Below are 17,734 nucleotides of genomic sequence, written 5' to 3'. Positions count from 1 at the left end.
AAAAGATAGCTTATGTCCGCCACGACCTACCCGCTGCTCGAACGCATCCATGACCCGGCCGACCTGCGCCGCCTGCCCCGTGCCGAGCTCAAAGCCCTGGCCGGCGAGCTGCGCGCCTTCGTGCTGGAGAGCGTGTCCAGAACCGGCGGCCACCTGTCGTCCAACCTGGGCACGGTCGAACTCACCATCGCCCTGCACGCCGTGTTCAGCACGCCCGAAGACCGCCTGGTCTGGGACGTGGGCCACCAGACCTACCCGCACAAGATCCTGACAGGCCGGCGGGGCCGCATGGGCAGCCTGCGCCAGCTCGGCGGCCTGTCGGGCTTTCCGCAGCGCAGCGAGAGCGAATACGACACCTTTGGCACGGCGCACTCCTCGACCAGCATCTCCGCCGCCCTCGGGATGGCGCTGGCCGCGCGCCAGCAGGGCCAGCAGCGCCACTGCGTGGCCATCATCGGCGACGGCGCCATGACCGCCGGCATGGCCTTCGAGGCGCTGAACAACGCCGGCGTGGCCGACGCCAACCTGCTGGTCGTGCTCAATGACAACGACATGAGCATCAGTCCGCCGGTGGGCGCGCTGAACCGCTATCTGGCGCAGCTCATGAGCGGCAATATCTACAGCCGCGCGCGCGACGTGGGCAAGAACGTGCTCAAGAACGTGCCGCCGCTGCTGGAGCTGGCCAAGCGCCTGGAGCAGCAGGCCAAGGGCATGGTGGTGCCGGCCACCATGTTCGAGCAGTTCGGCTTCAACTACATCGGCCCCATCGACGGGCACGACCTGGACTCGCTCATCCCCACACTGGAGAACATCCGCGAATTGCAAGGCCCGCAGTTCTTGCACGTGGTGACCAAGAAAGGCCAGGGCTACAAGCTGGCCGAGGCCGATCCGGTGGCCTACCACGGCCCGGGCAAGTTCGACCCCAAGATCGGCCTGGTCAAGCCGGCCACGCCCCCGAAGCCGACCTTCACCCAGGTCTTTGGCCAGTGGCTGTGCGACATGGCGGCGCACGATGAGCGCCTGGTCGGCATCACGCCGGCCATGCGCGAAGGCTCGGGCATGGTGGAGTTCGAAAAACGCTTCCCCACGCGCTACCACGACGTGGGCATTGCCGAGCAGCACGCCGTCACTTTTGCCGCCGGCATGGCCTGCGAGGGCGTCAAGCCCGTGGTGGCGATCTATTCCACTTTCCTGCAGCGGGCCTACGACCAGCTGATCCACGACGTGGCGCTGCAAAACCTGCCGGTGGTCTTTGCGCTCGATCGCGCCGGCCTGGTCGGCGCCGACGGCGCCACGCACGCCGGGGCGTATGACATCGCCTTCATCCGCTGCATCCCCAACATGGCCCTGGCCTGCCCGGCGGACGAGCGCGAATGCCGCCAGCTCCTGACCACGGCCTACGAACAGGATCACCCCGTGGCCGTGCGCTATCCGCGCGGCGCTGGCGTGGGCATCACGCCGCTGGCCAGCCTGGAGGGCCTGCCCTATGGCCGGGGCGAGGTGCGCCGCGAAGGCCGGCGCATCGCCATCCTGGCCTTCGGCACGCTGCTGTATCCGGCGCTGGAGGCGGCCGGGCAGCTCGATGCCACGGTGGTCAACATGCGCTGGGCCAAGCCGCTGGACACCGAACTGCTGCTGCGCATCGCGCGCAGCCACGAGGCGCTGGTGACGCTGGAGGAGGGCGCTGTTCTGGGCGGCGCCGGCAGTGCCGTGTGCGAGGCGCTGAACGCCGCCGGCCTGACGCTGCCGGTGCTGCAACTGGGCTTGCCCGACGTGTTCATCGAGCATGGCGATCCGGCGCGGCTGCTGGCGCTGCAGGGGCTGGATGCGCCGGGCATCGCGCGCTCCATCGGCGAGCGCTTTGCCGATCTGCTGGCGCAGCCGCAGCCGGGCCGGGCGGCGGCCTGAGGCACTGCTGGCACTGCTGGCGGTTTTCCAAGGGGAAACCCGTAGCGATGGGCGGTGCTACAGTTTTTACAATTTCCCGCTGTGCTGCGTGCGGTGGCCTTGGCCGTGATCCCGCCCGCAGCCTTTTTTCCATCCCAACAGGAGATAGGTTCATGGATCGTCGTTCCATCATCAAGCACGCCGGCCTGGCCGGTGTGCTCGCCGCCGGCGTCGCACCTGCGGTACATGCCCAGGCCGCAGTGCGCTGGCGCATGGCTGCCAGCTTCCCCAAGTCCCTGGACACCATTTTTGGCTCTGCCGTCAAGTTCTCCGAGACCGTCAAGGAACTCTCGGGCGGCAAGTTCGAGGTGTCCGTCCACGCCGCTGGCGAGTTGATGCCGGCCTTTGGCGTGGTCGATGCGCTGGAGAAGGACACCATCGAGATGGCCCTGTCCGCCGCCTACTACTTCACCGGCAAGGATCCCATCTTCGCCTTCAGCTGCGCCGTGCCCTTTGGCCTGACCGCGCTGCAGAACATGGCCTGGAAGGACTACGGCAATGGCCGCAAGCTGCTCAACGAGTTCTTCGCCAAGTACAACTTCCAGACGCTGAGCGCGCTCAACACCACCACCCAGATGGGCGGCTGGTATCGCAAGGAGATCAAGACCGTCGAAGACCTCAAGGGCCTGAAGATGCGCATGGGCGGCGGCGTGTTCGGCGAGGGCATGGCCAAGCTGGGCGTGGTGGCGCAGAACCTGCCTGCGGGCGATCTGTACCAGGCGCTGGAAAAGGGCACGCTGGACGCCGTGGAGTTCGTCGGCCCCTACGACGACGAGAAGCTCGGCTTCAACAAGGTCGCCAAGTACTACTACTACCCGGGCTGGTGGGAAGGCGGCGCCGACCTGGAGTTTTTCATCAACAACAAGGCCTTCGAGAAGCTCTCGCCCGAGAACAAGGCCATCGTCCGTGCGGCGGCTGCCGTGGCGGCCGCCGACGGCACGGCCAAGTACATGGCGCTCAACCCGGTGGCGCTCAAGCGCCTGGTGGCCAGCGGCACCCAGCTCAAGGCCTTCCCCAAGGCCGTCAACGACGCCGGCTTCAAGGCCTGCATGGAAGTCTTTGCCGAGCACGAGGCCAAGTCGCCCGAGTTCAAGAAGATCCACCAGGACATGCGTGCCTTCCAGCGCGACCAGATCCTGTGGAACCGCTTCTCCGAGTTCCCGTTCAACCAGTACATGAACAGCGTGAAGATCTGATGCGCTGATGCCTTGGCGCCTTGCGCGCCGGCAATAAAAAACCGCAGCTTCGGCTGCGGTTTTTTTGTCGGAAGTGCTATCGTTTATATAGCTGCCAGCGCTTGCCTGTATTGGGTTTGCGCTGGTTTTTGCCTCAAATGAGGGGCGGGCGCTGCTGCCCCCTCACTGGCTGGCCGGCTCCTGCGGCGCCGATGCGCCGTCCACGGCCTCTTGAATGGCCTTGAACGGGTCGTCCTCGGCGGCTGCACCCTCCTCGGCGGGCGCCGGCTCGGGCATGGCCGGGGCGTCGGACTCGGGTGCAGCCTCCTCGTCCGCGCCGTAGCCGCCATCGTCCTGGTTCAGGCTGTCGAGCATCTGCGCGCCCACGGCGTCCATGTTGACCTCGACCTTCTTGTCCAGGCTGCCCGTGACCAAGCTGGGGAAGGCGATCAGGATGCCGACCATGGTCAGCTGCAGGATCAGGAAGGGAATCGCGCCACGATAGATCTGCATGGTGGTCACCGGCTCCATGAGCTTGCCGGTCACGTGATCGACATAGGGCTTCTCGGGCGCCACCGAGCGCAGGAAGAACAGCGCGAAGCCGAACGGCGGGTGCAGGAAGGAGGTCTGCATGTTCACCGCCAGCAGCACGCCAAACCAGATCAGATCGACGCCCAGCTTTTCCGCCACCGGCGCCAGCAGCGGCACGACGATGAAGGACAACTCGAAGTAATCCAGGAAGAAGGCCAGGAAGAAGATCATCAGGTTCACGACGATCAGAAAGCCCACCTGGCCGCCGGGCAGGTCGGCCAGCAGGTGCTCGACCCAGCGCGGGCCGTCAGCGGCCTGGAAGACCATGCTGAACATGGTCGCGCCGATCAGGATGAACATCACGAACGAGGCCAGCCGCGTGGTCGAGGCCAGTGCCTGGGTGAGCAGCCTGAAGTTCAGCCGGCCCCGGGCCAGGGCCATGATTAGCGCGCCCACCGCGCCCATGGCGCCGCCCTCGGTGGGCGAGGCCACGCCCAGGAAGATAGTGCCCAGCACCAGGAAGATCAGCAGCAGCGGCGGGATCAGCACGAAGGTCACGCGCTCGGCCAGTTGCGACAGCAGGCCCAGGCGCAGCACGCGGTTGGCCACGGCGATCAGCCAGGCCACGAAGGCGCCGCCGCAGGCGGCGACCACCACTTTTTCATCGGTCGGCACGAACTCCACCAGGCGGCCCTCCCACCAGGTGTGGATGTCGGCCATGTGCGACTCCAGCACCCAGGCCACCAGCGCCGAGATCAGCAGCACCGCCGCTAGCGAGGGGTAGCCGGCGCTGCCGTCTTTCTCGCGCAGCGTGCGCGCCTCGGGCGGCAGCGCCGGCACGGCCTGGGGCTTGAAGATGGCCAGGAAGACCACCCACAGCACGTACAGGCCCACCAGGATGAGGGCCGGGGTGAAGGCGCCCTTGTACATGTCGCCCACGCTCTTGCCCAGCTGGTCGGCCATGATGATCAGCACCAGCGACGGCGGGATGATCTGCGACAGCGTGCCCGAGGCGGCGATCACGCCGCTGGTCAGCGGCCGGCTGTAGCCGTAGCGCAGCATGATGGGCATGGAGATCAGGCCCATCGAGATGACCGAGGCGGCGACCACACCGGTGGTGGCGGCCAGCAGCGCGCCGACGAAGATCACGGCCAGCGCCAGGCCGCCGCGCAGCGGCCCGAAGACCTGGCCGACCGAGTCGAGCAAGTCCTCGGCCATGCCGCTTCTCTCCAGGATCAGGCCCATCAGCGTGAAAAAGGGCACGGCCAGCAGCGTGTCGTTGGCCATGATGCCGATCAGGCGTTCAGGCAGCCAGGCCAGGATGGAGGCGGGGAAAACGCCCAGCTCTATGCCCAGCAGGCCGAAGAACAGGCCGCAGGCGCCCAGGCTGAAGGCCACGGGAAAGCCCAGGATCAGAAACAGGGCCAGGCCCGCGAACATGATCGGGGCGAAGTTGGAGGTGAGAAATTCCATGATGCTTCAGGTGCTCCGGTCGGCGCTCAGCGGGCGGCAGGAGTGGGGGCGCCGGCAGCGGCCTGGCGTTCCTGCTCGGCCTGCTGGCGCAAGGCCTCGATCAGCGCCTGCTCGTCGCTCTTGTCGGACAGTCGGCCCATGGGATCAGGCCCCTGGCCCTTGAGGAAGGCGATGCGCTTGATCAGCTCCGACCAGCCCTGCAGCATCAGCAGCGCAAAGCCCACGGGCAGCGCCACCCACACCGGCCAGCGGATCAGCCCGCCGGGGTTGCCCGAGACCTCGCCCGACTGGAACTTGCTGATCAGCATGGGCACGCCCAGCCACAGCACCAGGATGCATACCGGCGTGAGGAAGAAGATGAAGCCGAAGATGTCGATCCAGACCTGGGTGCGCTTGGACAGGCGGCTGTTGAGCACGTCGATGCGCACGTGCTCGCGCTGCAGCAGCGTGTAGCCGGCGGCGATCAGGAACGACCAGGCATACAGGTACCACTGCACTTCCAGGAAGGCGTTGGAGCTGTAGTTGAAGAGTTTGCGGATCACCGCATTGGCGGCGCTGATGACGGTGGCGGCAAAAATCAGCCAGATGCAATATTTGCCGACGAAGGCGTTCAGCCTGTCGATGGCCCTGGACAGGGCAAGTAGAGCCTGCATGGTGTCTCCGGAAAGCGGCGGGTAGGCAGCGGGGGTAGGCGGGTGGCGGCGGTCAACACGCACGGGCGGCAGGCAAGGGGTGGCTGCGTGCGCCCAACAAAGTTTTACGCGGGCGCCATTCTAAAGACTGGCGCAGCGGGCGTTTTCTGGGTGATTTCGCGCTGCAGCCCATGCCTGGCAAACGCAGATAGCTATCTTTTGAGTAGCAATGAGGGTTTTTGCGCAGGGCGATCGCATCTAAATGCATAGCTCCATGACCCGCTCCAAGTAGGTCAAGTCCCAGCCCGCGCGTTTGCGCTTGGCCTTGAGTCCGGCCTTCACGCTGGTGTCGGCTTGCAGCATCTGCTGGGCCATGCGCCTGAGCAGCGCTTGGTTGTGCGCAGCGTGGTCTTTCTGACTCAGACCGCTGTCGTCGCCCATGCCCACATCCAGGCTCCAGTGCAGCTGGTTTTCCACGCTCCAGTGCCCCCGGATGTATTGCGCCATTTGCTGGGCGCTGGTGTGTGCGCTCAGGCTACTGAGGTAGTAGCTCGTTTGTTCGCTGACTCGCTCTTGGCCTGGCAGTTGGCGCGTGCGCACCACGCGCACCACGCTTTGCAGCTGGGGCCAGTGCTGGGCCGCACGCTGCAGCGCCGGCGGCAGTGCCGACACCTGGTACTTGCGCGTCTCGATGCGCCCGTGGCCTTTGTCTGAGTCACTGAACGTTTGCTGGCCCCTGTCAGCTTCAGCGCTTTCAAAGTGTTTCTTGCACACGTTGAACATGTGCCGCTGATTGCCCTTGAGGCTGAGCACGTAGTGGGCACCTTGGTCGGCGATTTGCTTGGCAATGGCTTTTTGGCAGCCCATGGCATCGATGGTGATGGTGCACCCACCAATGTCCAACAACTTGAGCAACTCAGGAATGGCCGTGATCTCGTTGCTCTTGCCATCGACCTTGCGCTGGCCCAGCAGCAAGCGCTGCTCAGATGCCCAGGCGCTGACCAAATGCAAACTGTGGTGCGCACCCTTGCCCTTGCGGTGGGCGCTGCGCACGCTCTTGCCATCGATGGCCGCATGGCCCGAGGCGCTCGCAGACATACCCTGGAGCCATTGCTGCAAGACCTGTTCGAGTGCCTGCGGATCTAGGCGGCGAAAGACCCGCGCGAAGGTGTCGTGTGAGGCAATGCCGCAAGGCAGGCGCAAAAAGCGTTGCAGCCAGGCCTGGTGGGCCTGGGCAAACTCCACCGTCTCGATCCAGTTGTCTGCTCCGGCGACAGTAGCGCACAGGGCGATAGCCAGCAAGTCGATGAGCTCATGGCGGCGGGTGCGCTGCACACGGGGATCGGGAATTTGTTGGAGCAGTTGCAGCAGGCTCAAGGTCGCATCCGGTTGGCTTTAGGAGCCTGCACTTTGCATCAAGATTGGCTCAAAATTTAGATGCGATCGCCCTGGGTTTTTGCGTACAGCCGCGCCGGCTGCGCCGCGCTCAATCCACCAGGGCCACGCTCTTGACCTGGGCAAAGACGGCGTCGCCCGGCGCCAGCGCCAGTTCGCGCTGCGAGCGTTGCGAGATGCGCGCCAGCAGCCGCGTGCCGCCAAGCTGCAGGGCCACCAGCACCTGCCCAGGGGCGTCGGGGGCGATGTACACGATGCGCGCCGGCAGCGCATTCAGGATGGTGCTGCCCTGCGGTGCGCTGCGTGCCAGGCTGACGTCGCGCGCCAACACGCGCAGGCGCAGCGGCTCGCCTGCCGGGCGGCTGTGATGGCCGGCCAGGTGCAGCACGCCGCCGTCGAAGGCCACGCTCAGCAGATGGTCGCGCGCGTCCCACGCCAGCGCCCGGCCTTGTACCAGCGCGCCGGCGGCGTCGCCGTGCGCCAGCGGCAGGTCGAGCCGGGCCATCAGCTCGGCGGGCGTGCCCTGGCCGAGTACCCGCCCGTCCTGCAGCAGCACCAGATGCGTGGCCAGGCGCGCCACTTCCTCGGGTGCGTGGCTGACGTAGAGCACGGGAATGTCAAGCGTGCGCTGCAGCCGCTCCAGATAGGGCAGGACTTCGGCCTTGCGCGCGCCGTCCAGCGCGGCCAGCGGCTCGTCCATCAGCAGCACGCGCGGGCTGGCGGCCAGCGCCCGGGCAATCGCCACGCGCTGGCGCTCGCCGCCGGACAGGGCCTGCGGCATCCGCCCCATCAGCGGCTCCAGGCCGAGCAGCCCGATGATGTGCTCCAGCGGCACGCTGCCCCGGCGCTGCGCCGGCAGGCGCCGGCGGCCATAGTCGATGTTGCGCTGGACGTTGAGATGGGCGAACAGGCTGGCTTCCTGAAAGACATAGCCGAGCTGGCGGCGGTGCGTGGGCAGCCATTGGCGCGTGGCGTCGTCCTGCCACAGTGCGGCGCCGACCTGCACCCGGCCAGCGGCGCGCTCCAGCCCGGCGATGGCGCGCAGCACGCTGGTCTTGCCGCAGCCAGAGGGGCCGAACAGCGCCGTCACGCCGCTGCCCGGCAGTTGCAGATCGACATCCAGCGTGAAGCCCGGGCGCTGCAGGCGCAGGCGCGCCTGGATGGCGCCGGCGTGGCCATCGGTGTCAGAGGTGCTCATGGCGTGTGCGCTCCCCGGGGCTGCAGCCACTGCAGCAGCACCAGCACGGCGAAGGAAAACAGCACCATGCCGCCGGCCAGCCAGTGCGCGCGGGCGTATTCCATGGCCTCCACGTGGTCGTAGATCTGCACCGAAACCACGCGCGTTGCGCCCGGGATGTTGCCGCCCAGCATCAGGATCACGCCGAACTCGCCCACCGTATGGGCAAAACTGAGCACGGCGGCGGTGACGAAGCCCGGCAGCGCCAGCGGCAGCGCCACGCTGACGAAGCGATCCAGCGGCGCCGCGCCCAGGCAGGCCGCGACCTCCAGCGGACGGCGACCGACAGCCTCGAAGGCACGCTGCAGCGGCTGCACGGCAAAGGGCAGGGAATAGACGATGGAGCCGACCACCAGTCCGCCAAAGGTGAAGGGCAGCCGGCCCAGGCCCAGCGCCTCGGTCAACTGCCCGCCCCAGCCGCGTGGCCCCAGCAGCAGCAGCAGGTAAAAGCCGATGACGGTGGGCGGCAGCACCAGCGGCAGCGCCACCACCGCGCCCACCGGCCCGCGCCAGCGCGAGGGCGTATGCGCCAGCCACCAGGCCAGGGGCGTACCCAGCAGCAAGAGCGCCAGCGTGGTGATGCTGGCCAGCCGCAGCGTCAGGCCGATGGCGGCCCAGTCGTCGGGCGCCAGCACGGGCAGGCTCATCGGTTAATCATCAAAAATGATAGCTGTCAGCGCTTGCTGGACAAGGGTTTGAGGGTAATTTAACCATTATTTATCATCAAAAACCGTAGCCGTAGCTGCGGATGATGGCGCGCGCCTTGTCGCCGCGCAGGTACTGCAGCAGGGCATCGGCAGCGGTGTTGCCCTGGGCGCCCTTGAGGGCGATGGCGTCCTGGCGGATGGGGCTGTGCAGGCTGGCCGGCACCAGCCAGGCCGAGCCTTCGCGCAGTTTGCCATCCTCCATGATCTGCGACAGCGCGACAAAGCCCAGCTCGGCATTGCCCGAAGCGGCGAACTGCCAGGTCTGTGCGATGTTCTCGCCCTGCACCACGCGCGGCTGCACCTGTTGCACCAGCTTGAGCTGCTCCAGCACTTGCATGGCGGCTGCGCCGTAGGGCGCCAGGCGCGGATTGGCGATGGCGATGTGGCGCCAGTCGATCTTTTTGAGCACCTCGCCCTGGTCATCGACATAGCCCGCCTGGCGGCTCCACAGCGCCAGTTGGCCGATGGCGTAGGTGAACTGCGTGGCACCGTCGCCCAGGCCTTCGCGGGCCAGCTTGCTGGGCGTGGCGTCGTCGGCGGCCAGCAGGATCTGGAACGGCGCGCCGTTGGCGATCTGGGCGTAGAACTTGCCCGTGGCGCCGAATGCCAGTTGCGCCTTATGCCCAGTGTCGTGCTCGAAAGCAGCGGCGATCTTCTGCATGGGCGCGGTGAAGTTGGCCGCCACGGCGACGCTGACTTCAGCGGCGTGGACACCAGCAGCGCCGGCCAGCAGGGCGGCGGCCAGCGCCAGCGGGCGCATGGAGGAGGGGAGTTGGACGGACATGGCAGCCTCGTTATTCCTGTTTTGAATAGCGCGGCAGTATAGCCCCCGGCCTCGGCCGCGCCGCTTGGCATGATGGCGGCCATGACCGATACCCACTCCAGCGCCAGCACTGCCATCTTCGACGCCCTGGGCCACGGCCCGGCAGATCGGCGCCTGGCCATCCTGCGCGAGATCGGCGCCGGTGGCTCCATCTCGCAGGCCGCGCGCAGCGTGGGCGTGAGCTACAAGGCTGCCTGGCAGGCGCTGGACACGCTCACCAATCTGGCTGGGGTGCCGCTGGTCGAGCGCGTGGTCGGTGGCGTGGGCGGCGGCGGCGCCCACCTGACCGAGGCGGCCCATGAGCTGCTGGCTGCCGCCGATGCGCTGCACGCCGCACGCACGCAACTGGCCAGCCAGTTGCAGCCTGGCAGCGGCACGTCGGCGGCCACGGCGCTGCGCCTGTCGGTGCAGACCAGTATGCGCAACCAGTGGCCGTGCCGCGTGCAGGCGCTACACGCCAGTGGCCCCATCGTGCGCGTGCAACTGTGCGCCGACGGCCCGCTGCCGCAACCCCTGGTGTTGTGGTCGCGCATCACGCGCGAGAGCTGCGAATTGCTGGCACTGCGCCCCGGGCTGGCGGTGCAGGCCTGGTGCAAGGCCACGGCGGTGCAGGTGCGGCGCGCCGCCCAGGCGCCGCAGCCATTGCCGGCCAACCACTGGCCCGGGCGCGCCGTGCGCCTGGATCGCGGCAGCCTGGGCGATGAGGTGGCGCTGGACGTCGGCGGCCTGCAGCTGGTCGGCTTTGCCGCTGCCGGCTCGCGCCTGCGCCGGGGGGCGCAGGTGGTCGCCAGCGTCGACGAGGCTGCCGTGGCGCTGGTGCTGGCCGGGCACTGAGGGGCCTGTCCTTGCCGGCGTTGCGCCCGGCTGTGGTGGCCGATCCGCCCAAGGCCCAGCCAGAAAACAGCCCCGGGAGCCTGCAGCCCGGCGGGGTCGTGTTGTCACGTAGGCGTAACTACATAGGCATTACTCCCAGTGCTGCCGGCAATAGGCCGCCCTTACGATGCGCCGCACACAACCCATCCATGGAGACAGGGCCGTGGCCGCGTTCATGCGCGGTACACGCCCCGTTGGCAATGAGCGACGTCATACTCGAAACCTCTCACCTCACCAAGGAATTCAAGGGCTTCACTGCCGTGAGCGATGTGAGCCTGGCCGTGCGCCGGGGCTCGATCCACGCGCTGATCGGCCCCAATGGCGCAGGCAAGACGACGTGCTTCAACCTGCTGACCAAGTTCCTGGAGCCCACATCGGGCTCCATCCGTTTCAACGGCACGGACATCACGCGCGAGCAGCCGGCGCAGATCGCCCGGCGCGGCGTGATCCGCTCGTTCCAGATCTCGGCGGTGTTCCCCAACCTGACGCTGCTGGAGAACGTGCGCATGGGCCTGCAGCGCCGCCTGGGCACGTCGTACCACTTCTGGCGCAGCGAAAAATCCCTGCACCAGCTCGATGGCCGGGCGCGCGAGCTGCTGGCCGAGGTCGGCCTGGAGGAGCTGGCCGACGAGGTCACCGTCAACCTGCCCTATGGCAGAAAGCGCGCCCTGGAGATCGCCACCACGCTGGCCATGGAGCCCGAGCTGATGCTGCTGGACGAACCCACGCAGGGCATGGGCCATGAGGACGTGGATCGTGTCACGCAACTCATCAAGAAAGTCTCCGCCGGGCGCACCATCCTGATGGTCGAGCACAACATGAAGGTCATCTCCACCATCGCCGACCGCATCACCGTGCTGCAGCGCGGCGCCGTGTTGGCCGAGGGCAACTACGCCGAAGTCTCCAGCAACCCGCAGGTCATGGAGGCCTACATGGGCACGACCGACGGCCAGCTGCAGGGGGCGCACTGACATGGCGACGACGCAACCTGCACTGGAAATCAAGGGCCTGCAGGCCTGGTATGGCGAGTCGCACGTGCTGCACGGCGTGGACATGGTGGTGCAGCCCGGCGAGGTGGTGACGCTGCTGGGGCGCAACGGCGCCGGGCGCACCTCGACGCTGCGCGCCATCATGGGCCTGACCGGCGCGCGGCGCGGCTCGGTGCGCATCCACGGCACCGAGACCATCGAGCTGGCCACGCACCGCATCGCCCACCTGGGCGTGGGCTACTGCCCCGAGGAGCGCGGCATCTTCTCCAGCCTGTCGTGCGAGGAAAACCTGCTGCTGCCGCCCAGCCTCAAGACCGGCCAGCCGGGCATGAGCATCGACGAGATCTACAGCATGTTCCCCAACCTGGCCGAGCGCAGGAACAGCCAGGGCACGCGGCTGTCGGGCGGCGAGCAGCAGATGCTGGCCGTGGCGCGCATCCTGCGCACCGGCGCGCGATTGCTGCTGCTCGACGAGATCTCCGAGGGCCTGGCGCCGGTCATCGTGCAGGCACTGGCGCGCATGATCACCACGCTGCGCGAGAAGGGCTACACGGTGGTCATGGTCGAGCAGAACTTCCGCTTTGCCGCACCGCTGGCCGACCGCTTCTACGTCATGGAGCATGGCCGCATGGTCGAGCACTTCGCCGCCGCCCAATTGCAGGAAAAAATGCCCGTGCTCAACCAGCTGCTGGGTGTGTGAGGCGCACGCCCTCACTGCCGCGATACGGCCCCGGCCCACCCTTTTTCATCCCGATTTTTTGACGACAAGGAGAGACAAGCCATGCAACACCGCCTCAAGACCACTGCCGCCCTCCTGGCTGCTGCCGGGCTGTCCCTGGCCGCCGTGCAGGCGCAGGCGCAGGACAAGGTAAAGATCGGCTTCATCACCGACATGTCCAGCCTGTATGCCGACGTGGACGGCAAGAACGGCGCCACCGCCATCCAGATGGCCATCGACGACTTCGGCGGCAAAGTGCTGGGCAAGCCCATCGAACTGCTCACCGCCGACCACCAGAACAAGGCCGACATCGCTGCCAGCAAGGCGCGCGAGTGGATCGACACCCAGGGCCTGAATATGCTGCTGGGCGGCACCAACTCGGCCACGGCGCTGGCCACGGCCAAGGTCATGGCCGAGAAAAAGCGCGTCTATATCAACATCGGCGCCGGCTCCTCGGCCCTGACCAACGACCAGTGCAACCCCTACACCGTCCATTACGCCTACGACACCGTGGCCATGGCCAAGGGCACGGGCGCGGCAGTGGTCAAGAGCGGCGGCAAAAGCTGGTTTTTCCTGACGGCCGACTACGCCTTTGGCCATGCGCTGGAGGCCGATACCTCCAAGGTCGTCAAGGAGTCCGGCGGCACGGTGGCCGGCAGCGTGCGCCATCCGCTCAACGCCTCGGATTTCTCGTCCTTCCTGCTGCAGGCGCAGAGCTCCAAGGCGCAGATCCTGGGCCTGGCCAACGCCGGCGGCGACACCATCAACGCCATCAAGGCCGCCAAGGAATTCGGCATCAACAAGACCATGAAGATGGCCGGCCTGCTGGTTTTCGTGACCGACGTACACAGCCTGGGCCTGAAGAACACCGAAGGCCTGCTGCTGACCACCAGCTGGGACTGGAACCTGAACGACGAAAGCCGCGCCTTCGGCAAGAGGTTCTTCGACAAGACCAAGCGCATGCCTACCGACATCCAGGCCGCCGACTACTCGGCCGCCATGACCTACCTCAAGGCCGTGGAAGCCGCTGGCACGCTGGATGCCGACAAGGTCATGGAAAAGCTCAAGTCCATGCCCATCAAGGACTTCTACGCCGAAGGCAGCATCCGCCCGGATGGCCGCTACGCCCACGACATGTACCTGATGCAGGTCAAGTCGCCGGCGGAATCCAAGCAAGCCTGGGACTACTACAAGGTCGTGGCCAAGCTGCCCGCCGACCAGGTCTGGACGACCAAGGCCGAAAGCAAGTGCGCGCTGTGGAAGTGATGCCGCACTGATGCCTGCCACCTGCCCTGCAGCCACAACAGGGCAGGCCCGCGAAGAACAACAACCCGGAGACACACCACCATGAACACCAAGCTCACCACACTGGGCCTGCTGCTGGCCGCTGCCGGCCTGGCCACCACCGCCCACGCCCAGGACAAGGTCAGGATCGGCTACATCAGCGACATGTCCAGCCTGTATGCCGACCTGGAAGGCAAGGGCGGCGCCACTGCCATCCAGATGGCCATCGACGACTTCGGCGGCAAGGTGCTGGGCAAGCCCATCGAGCTGCTCACCGTGGATCACCAGAACAAGGCCGACATCGCCGCCAGCAAGGCGCGCGAGTGGATCGACACCCAGGGCCTGACCATGATCTTCAGCGGCACCAACTCCGGCACCGCCCTGGCGCTGGCCAAGGTGGCCGACGAGAAAAAGCGCGTGATGATCAACAACGGCGCGGGCAGCTCGGCGCTGACCAACGAGGCCTGCACGCCCTACACCGTCCACTACGCCTACGACACCGTGGCCCTGTCCAAGGGCGCAGCCGGGGCCATCGTGGACGGCGGCGGCAAGAGCTGGTTCTTCCTGACGGCCGACTACGCCTTCGGCCACGCCATGGAGGCCGATGCCTCCAACGTCGTCAAGGCCAAGGGCGGCACGGTCGCCCAGGCAGTGCGCCACCCGCTCAACGCCTCGGACTTCTCGTCCTTCCTGCTGCAGGCGCAGAACTCCAAGGCCCAGGTGCTGGCGCTGGCCAATGCCGGCGGCGACACCATCAACACCATCAAGGCGGCCAAGGAATTCGGCATCGACAAGACTATGAAGGTCGCGCCGCTGCTGGTCTTCTACAGCGACATCCACAGCCTGGGCCTGAAGAACACCGCCGGGATGCAGTTCGTGACCAGCTGGTACTGGGACATGGACGACGCCTCGCGCAAGTTCGCCGACGCCTACATGAAAAAGACCAACCGCCGCCCGACCGAGATCCAGGCCGCCGACTACTCGGCCACCATGAACTACCTCAAGGCCGTGCAGGCCGCCGGCACCGTCGATGCCGACAAGGTCATGGAGACTTGGCGCGGCATGAAGATGGACGACTTCTTCGCCAAGGGCTACCTGCGTGCCGACGGCAGCTACATCCACGACATGTATCTGGTGCAGGTCAAGGAACCCAAGGAGTCCAAGGGCACCTGGGACTACTACAAGATCGTGAAGAAGCTGCCCGGCGAGGAGGTCTTCACGACCAAGGCCGAAACCAAGTGCGCCCTGTGGAAGTGATGCTGCAGCGCGCCTGCTGATCCACAGAAACCCCCCCTACCGCCCGCGTCAACCGCGTCTGTCCATGGAAATCTTCGGTGTCTCAATGCCGGCCCTGATGAGCCAGCTCCTGCTGGGGCTGGTCAACGGCTCGTTCTACGCCATCCTCAGCCTGGGGCTGGCCGTGATCTTCGGCCTGCTCAACGTGATCAACTTCGCGCACGGCGCGCTGTTCATGCTGGGGGCGCTGACCACCTGGATGGCCATGAACTACCTGGGCATCAACTACTGGCTGATGCTGATCCTGGCGCCGCTGGTGGTGGGGGCGTTCGGCGTGCTGATCGAGCGCCTGCTGCTGCGCTGGATCTACAAGCTCGACCACCTCTACGGCCTGCTGCTCACCCTGGGCCTGACGCTGCTGATCGAGGGGGTGTTTCGCTCCATCTACGGCGTCTCCGGCCTGGGGTATGACACACCCGAGCTGCTGGAGGGCGCCACCAACCTGGGCTTCATGATCCTGCCCAACTACCGCGCCTGGGTGGTGGTGGCCTCCATCGTGGTGTGCATCGCCACCTGGTACGTCATCGAGCGCACCAAGCTGGGCGCCTACCTGCGCGCCGGCACCGAGAACCCGCGCCTGGTCGAGGCCTTTGGCGTCAACGTGCCGGTCATGATCACGCTGACCTACGCCTTCGGCGCCGCGCTGGCAGCGTTTGCCGGCGTGCTGGCCGCGCCGGTCTACCAGGTCACGCCGCTGATGGGGCAGAACCTCATCATCGTGGTCTTCGCCGTGGTGGTGATCGGCGGCATGGGCTCCATCATGGGCTCCATCCTGACCGGCCTGGGCCTGGGCATCGTCGAAGGCTTCACCAAGGTCTTCTACCCCGAGGCCTCCTCCACCGTGGTGTTCGTCATCATGGCCATCGTCCTGCTGATCCGCCCCGCCGGCCTGTTCGGCAAAGAAAAGTGAAGCCGCCGGGGTTGTCCACATGAACGTCAAGAAATTCGCTCCCATCGGTTACGGCCTGCTGCTGCTGGGCCTGATCGCCGCGCCCTTCCTGGGTGCCTACCCGGTGTTCGTGATGAAGCTGCTGTGCTTCGCGCTGTTCGCCTCGGCCTTCAACCTGCTGCTGGGCTACACCGGCCTGCTGTCCTTCGGCCACGCGGCCTTTCTGGGCGGTGCGGCCTATGTCACTGGCCACACCATCAAGGTCTGGGGTGCCACGCCCGAGCTGGGCCTGCTGGCCGGCCTGCTCAGCGGCGCGCTGCTGGGCCTGGTCATGGGCTGGTTCACCATCCGGCGCCAGGGCATCTACGCCACCATGATCACGCTGGCGCTGGCGCAGATGCTGTATTTCGCCGCGCTGCAGCTGCCCTTCACGGGCGGCGAGGACGGCCTGCAGGGCGTGCCGCGCGGCAAGCTGTTCGGCGTGCTCGACCTGTCCAGCGACCTGACCATGTACTACGTGTGCCTGATGGTGTCGGTGGCGGCCTTTCTGCTGATCGTGCGCACCATCCACTCGCCCTTTGGCCAGGTGCTCAAGGGCATCAAGGAAAACGAGCCGCGCGCCATCTCGCTGGGCTACGACACCAACCGCTTCAAGCTGCTGGCCTTCGTCATCTCCGCCGCCCTAGCCGGCCTGGCCGGCTCGCTGAAAACCCTGGTGCTGGGCTTTGCCACGCTGTCGGACGTGCATTGGAGTGCCTCGGGCCACGTGGTGCTGATGACGCTGGTGGGCGGCATGGGCACCCTGAGCGGCCCGCTGGTCGGCTCGGCGGTGGTGGTGCTGCTGGAAAACAAGATCGGCGAGCTGGGCAGCTTCCTGGCGCGCCTGACCAGCGTCGAGTGGTTCAGCACCCTGGGCGAGTCGGTCACCATCGTGACCGGCCTGATCTTCGTGGTCTGCGTGCTGGCCTTCCGGCGCGGCATCATGGGCGAGCTGATCGCGTGGCTGGAGCGCCGGCGCGCGGGCGGCGGCACCCTCTGACAGTCCTGCCCTGGACTGCATGGCACGACAGGGCGCAGACGGGATCGCGACAATATCACCGGGGCCATGCCATGCGCATGGCCTTTTTTTGTGCTTCCTGCCCATCTCCCCGGTTTTTTTGCCGGGACGCCATCAACCTATGAATTCAGTCGGGTCATGTTGACAAGCCAACCGGCTTTTGTATGATCAAATAAAAAAATATTTCTATAAAAGGTGGGGTATGTTTCTGAAAAATGTCTTTGGAGAATTCTTCGGCTCGGTCAATCTCTTCAAGCGAGATGCAACCAAAAAGATAGCCAACGCCGTCACCGATCTGGATATTGATGTGGCCATTGCGGCGCACGAGAACTGGAAACTGCGCTTGCGCACCTTTCTTTCAGGCAAGTCCACCGAGAATTTCATTCCCGAGGAAATCTGTTTCGACGACCGCTGCGACCTGGGCAAATGGATTCACAGCTCCGGTCGTGCCAAGCTGGGTGCTTTTCCAGGTTTCACGGCGCTGATGGAACACCACAAGATGTTTCACTATGCAGCGTCCAATGTTGTCGCGCTGGCCCAGGCGGGAAAATACGATGATGCAGAAAGAATGCTGGATGTGCAGTTTGCGCAGCATTCTGCCGAAGTGATGCGGGATTTGAAAAAGCTCAAGGAACTCTCGAAGGCCTAGGCCGGAAATCCCTGAAAACAGCACTTCCCGACGCCATCGACTGGCCAGCGCCTGCACCT

16 protein-coding genes are annotated in these 17,734 nt (G+C 66.1%); 10 read left to right on the top strand and 6 right to left on the bottom strand.

All coding sequences use genetic code 11. The features are described 5' to 3' along the window. Window positions 1-12 precede the first annotated feature (12 nt). Together dxs and IDM45_RS08970 are read left to right on the top strand one after the other, a co-directional pair. A complete protein-coding gene (gene dxs, locus IDM45_RS08975) occupies window positions 13-1,908 on the top strand; it encodes a 1-deoxy-D-xylulose-5-phosphate synthase (protein ID WP_209422533.1) in 1,896 nt (631 codons plus the stop codon). 152 nt (window positions 1,909-2,060) lie between these two features. Continuing rightward, window positions 2,061-3,143, top strand: coding sequence for a TRAP transporter substrate-binding protein (locus tag IDM45_RS08970; RefSeq protein WP_209422532.1), 1,083 nt, complete (start codon window positions 2,061-2,063; stop codon window positions 3,141-3,143). Between the two features lie 162 nt (window positions 3,144-3,305). Here IDM45_RS08970 and IDM45_RS08965 read toward each other — a convergent pair whose 3' ends face one another. From IDM45_RS08965 to modA, 6 genes are all read right to left on the bottom strand, one after another. Continuing rightward, on the bottom strand, window positions 3,306-5,126 hold the full coding sequence (locus IDM45_RS08965; protein ID WP_209422531.1) for a TRAP transporter large permease: 1,821 nt from the start codon (window positions 5,124-5,126) through the stop codon (window positions 3,306-3,308). Window positions 5,127-5,152: 26 nt separating this feature from the next. Next, complete coding sequence (locus IDM45_RS08960; protein WP_209422530.1) at window positions 5,153-5,779, bottom strand: TRAP transporter small permease subunit; 627 nt, start codon at window positions 5,777-5,779, stop codon at window positions 5,153-5,155. Between the two features lie 237 nt (window positions 5,780-6,016). After that, entirely contained in the window at window positions 6,017-7,135 is a 1,119-nt protein-coding gene (locus tag IDM45_RS08955; RefSeq protein WP_209422529.1) for an ISAs1 family transposase, read from the bottom strand. Between the two features lie 109 nt (window positions 7,136-7,244). After that, window positions 7,245-8,351, bottom strand: coding sequence for a molybdenum ABC transporter ATP-binding protein (modC, locus tag IDM45_RS08950; protein ID WP_209422528.1), 1,107 nt, complete (start codon window positions 8,349-8,351; stop codon window positions 7,245-7,247). After that, window positions 8,348-9,037, bottom strand: coding sequence for a molybdate ABC transporter permease subunit (gene modB, locus IDM45_RS08945; protein WP_209422527.1), 690 nt, complete (start codon window positions 9,035-9,037; stop codon window positions 8,348-8,350). Before modB ends, modC begins: the two co-directional genes overlap by 4 nt. A 76-nt stretch (window positions 9,038-9,113) precedes the next feature. After that, on the bottom strand, window positions 9,114-9,881 hold the full coding sequence (gene modA / locus IDM45_RS08940) for a molybdate ABC transporter substrate-binding protein (RefSeq protein ID WP_209422526.1): 768 nt from the start codon (window positions 9,879-9,881) through the stop codon (window positions 9,114-9,116). 81 nt (window positions 9,882-9,962) lie between these two features. On the opposite strand from modA, the gene IDM45_RS08935 reads away from it, so the two are divergent. From IDM45_RS08935 to IDM45_RS08900, 8 genes are all read left to right on the top strand, one after another. After that, a complete protein-coding gene (locus IDM45_RS08935) occupies window positions 9,963-10,754 on the top strand; it encodes a TOBE domain-containing protein (RefSeq protein ID WP_209422525.1) in 792 nt (263 codons plus the stop codon). Between the two features lie 239 nt (window positions 10,755-10,993). Further along, the gene (locus IDM45_RS08930) at window positions 10,994-11,764 is read left to right on the top strand and encodes an ABC transporter ATP-binding protein (RefSeq protein ID WP_209422524.1); all 771 of its coding nucleotides are present in this window, start codon (window positions 10,994-10,996) and stop codon (window positions 11,762-11,764) included. 1 nt (window position 11,765) lies between these two features. Further along, complete coding sequence (locus tag IDM45_RS08925) at window positions 11,766-12,482, top strand: ABC transporter ATP-binding protein (RefSeq protein ID WP_209422523.1); 717 nt, start codon at window positions 11,766-11,768, stop codon at window positions 12,480-12,482. Between the two features lie 81 nt (window positions 12,483-12,563). Next, window positions 12,564-13,766 carry an ABC transporter substrate-binding protein gene (locus tag IDM45_RS08920; protein ID WP_209422522.1) on the top strand — a complete coding sequence of 401 codons (1,203 nt, stop codon included), beginning with the start codon at window positions 12,564-12,566 and terminating at the stop codon, window positions 13,764-13,766. An 81-nt stretch (window positions 13,767-13,847) separates the two neighbouring features. After that, the gene (locus IDM45_RS08915; RefSeq protein WP_209422521.1) at window positions 13,848-15,041 is read left to right on the top strand and encodes an ABC transporter substrate-binding protein; all 1,194 of its coding nucleotides are present in this window, start codon (window positions 13,848-13,850) and stop codon (window positions 15,039-15,041) included. 64 nt (window positions 15,042-15,105) lie between these two features. After that, entirely contained in the window at window positions 15,106-15,990 is an 885-nt protein-coding gene (locus IDM45_RS08910) for a branched-chain amino acid ABC transporter permease (protein WP_209422520.1), read from the top strand. Window positions 15,991-16,009: 19 nt separating this feature from the next. After that, entirely contained in the window at window positions 16,010-17,008 is a 999-nt protein-coding gene (locus tag IDM45_RS08905; protein ID WP_209422519.1) for a branched-chain amino acid ABC transporter permease, read from the top strand. Window positions 17,009-17,228: 220 nt separating this feature from the next. Continuing rightward, window positions 17,229-17,675 (top strand): CZB domain-containing protein, encoded by a 447-nt coding sequence (locus IDM45_RS08900; protein WP_209422518.1) that lies wholly within the window; start codon window positions 17,229-17,231, stop codon window positions 17,673-17,675. Window positions 17,676-17,734: the final 59 nt, after the last annotated feature.

The sequence above is a fragment of the Melaminivora jejuensis genome (assembly GCF_017811175.1).
In the GTDB taxonomy this organism is placed as follows: domain Bacteria; phylum Pseudomonadota; class Gammaproteobacteria; order Burkholderiales; family Burkholderiaceae_C; genus Melaminivora; species Melaminivora jejuensis.
Note: the sequence above shows the minus strand (reverse complement) of the source record. Positions and strands in the feature narration are given on the sequence as shown.

Excerpts from the sequence above, each read along its gene's own strand:
- IDM45_RS08970 (WP_209422532.1), top strand. The coding sequence starts at position 2,061 with ATGGATCGTCGTTCCATCATCAAGCACGCCGGCCTGGCCGGTGTGCTC.
- IDM45_RS08930 (WP_209422524.1), top strand. The coding sequence starts at position 10,994 with ATGAGCGACGTCATACTCGAAACCTCTCACCTCACCAAGGAATTCAAG.
- dxs (WP_209422533.1), top strand. The coding sequence starts at position 13 with ATGTCCGCCACGACCTACCCGCTGCTCGAACGCATCCATGACCCGGCC.
- IDM45_RS08915 (WP_209422521.1), top strand. The coding sequence starts at position 13,848 with ATGAACACCAAGCTCACCACACTGGGCCTGCTGCTGGCCGCTGCCGGC.
- IDM45_RS08965 (WP_209422531.1), bottom strand. The coding sequence starts at position 5,126 with ATGGAATTTCTCACCTCCAACTTCGCCCCGATCATGTTCGCGGGCCTG.
- IDM45_RS08925 (WP_209422523.1), top strand. The coding sequence starts at position 11,766 with ATGGCGACGACGCAACCTGCACTGGAAATCAAGGGCCTGCAGGCCTGG.
- IDM45_RS08900 (WP_209422518.1), top strand. The coding sequence starts at position 17,229 with ATGTTTCTGAAAAATGTCTTTGGAGAATTCTTCGGCTCGGTCAATCTC.
- IDM45_RS08910 (WP_209422520.1), top strand. The coding sequence starts at position 15,106 with ATGGAAATCTTCGGTGTCTCAATGCCGGCCCTGATGAGCCAGCTCCTG.
- modC (WP_209422528.1), bottom strand. The coding sequence starts at position 8,351 with ATGAGCACCTCTGACACCGATGGCCACGCCGGCGCCATCCAGGCGCGC.
- IDM45_RS08905 (WP_209422519.1), top strand. The coding sequence starts at position 16,010 with ATGAACGTCAAGAAATTCGCTCCCATCGGTTACGGCCTGCTGCTGCTG.
- IDM45_RS08935 (WP_209422525.1), top strand. The coding sequence starts at position 9,963 with ATGACCGATACCCACTCCAGCGCCAGCACTGCCATCTTCGACGCCCTG.
- modB (WP_209422527.1), bottom strand. The coding sequence starts at position 9,037 with ATGAGCCTGCCCGTGCTGGCGCCCGACGACTGGGCCGCCATCGGCCTG.
- IDM45_RS08920 (WP_209422522.1), top strand. The coding sequence starts at position 12,564 with ATGCAACACCGCCTCAAGACCACTGCCGCCCTCCTGGCTGCTGCCGGG.
- IDM45_RS08960 (WP_209422530.1), bottom strand. The coding sequence starts at position 5,779 with ATGCAGGCTCTACTTGCCCTGTCCAGGGCCATCGACAGGCTGAACGCC.
- modA (WP_209422526.1), bottom strand. The coding sequence starts at position 9,881 with ATGTCCGTCCAACTCCCCTCCTCCATGCGCCCGCTGGCGCTGGCCGCC.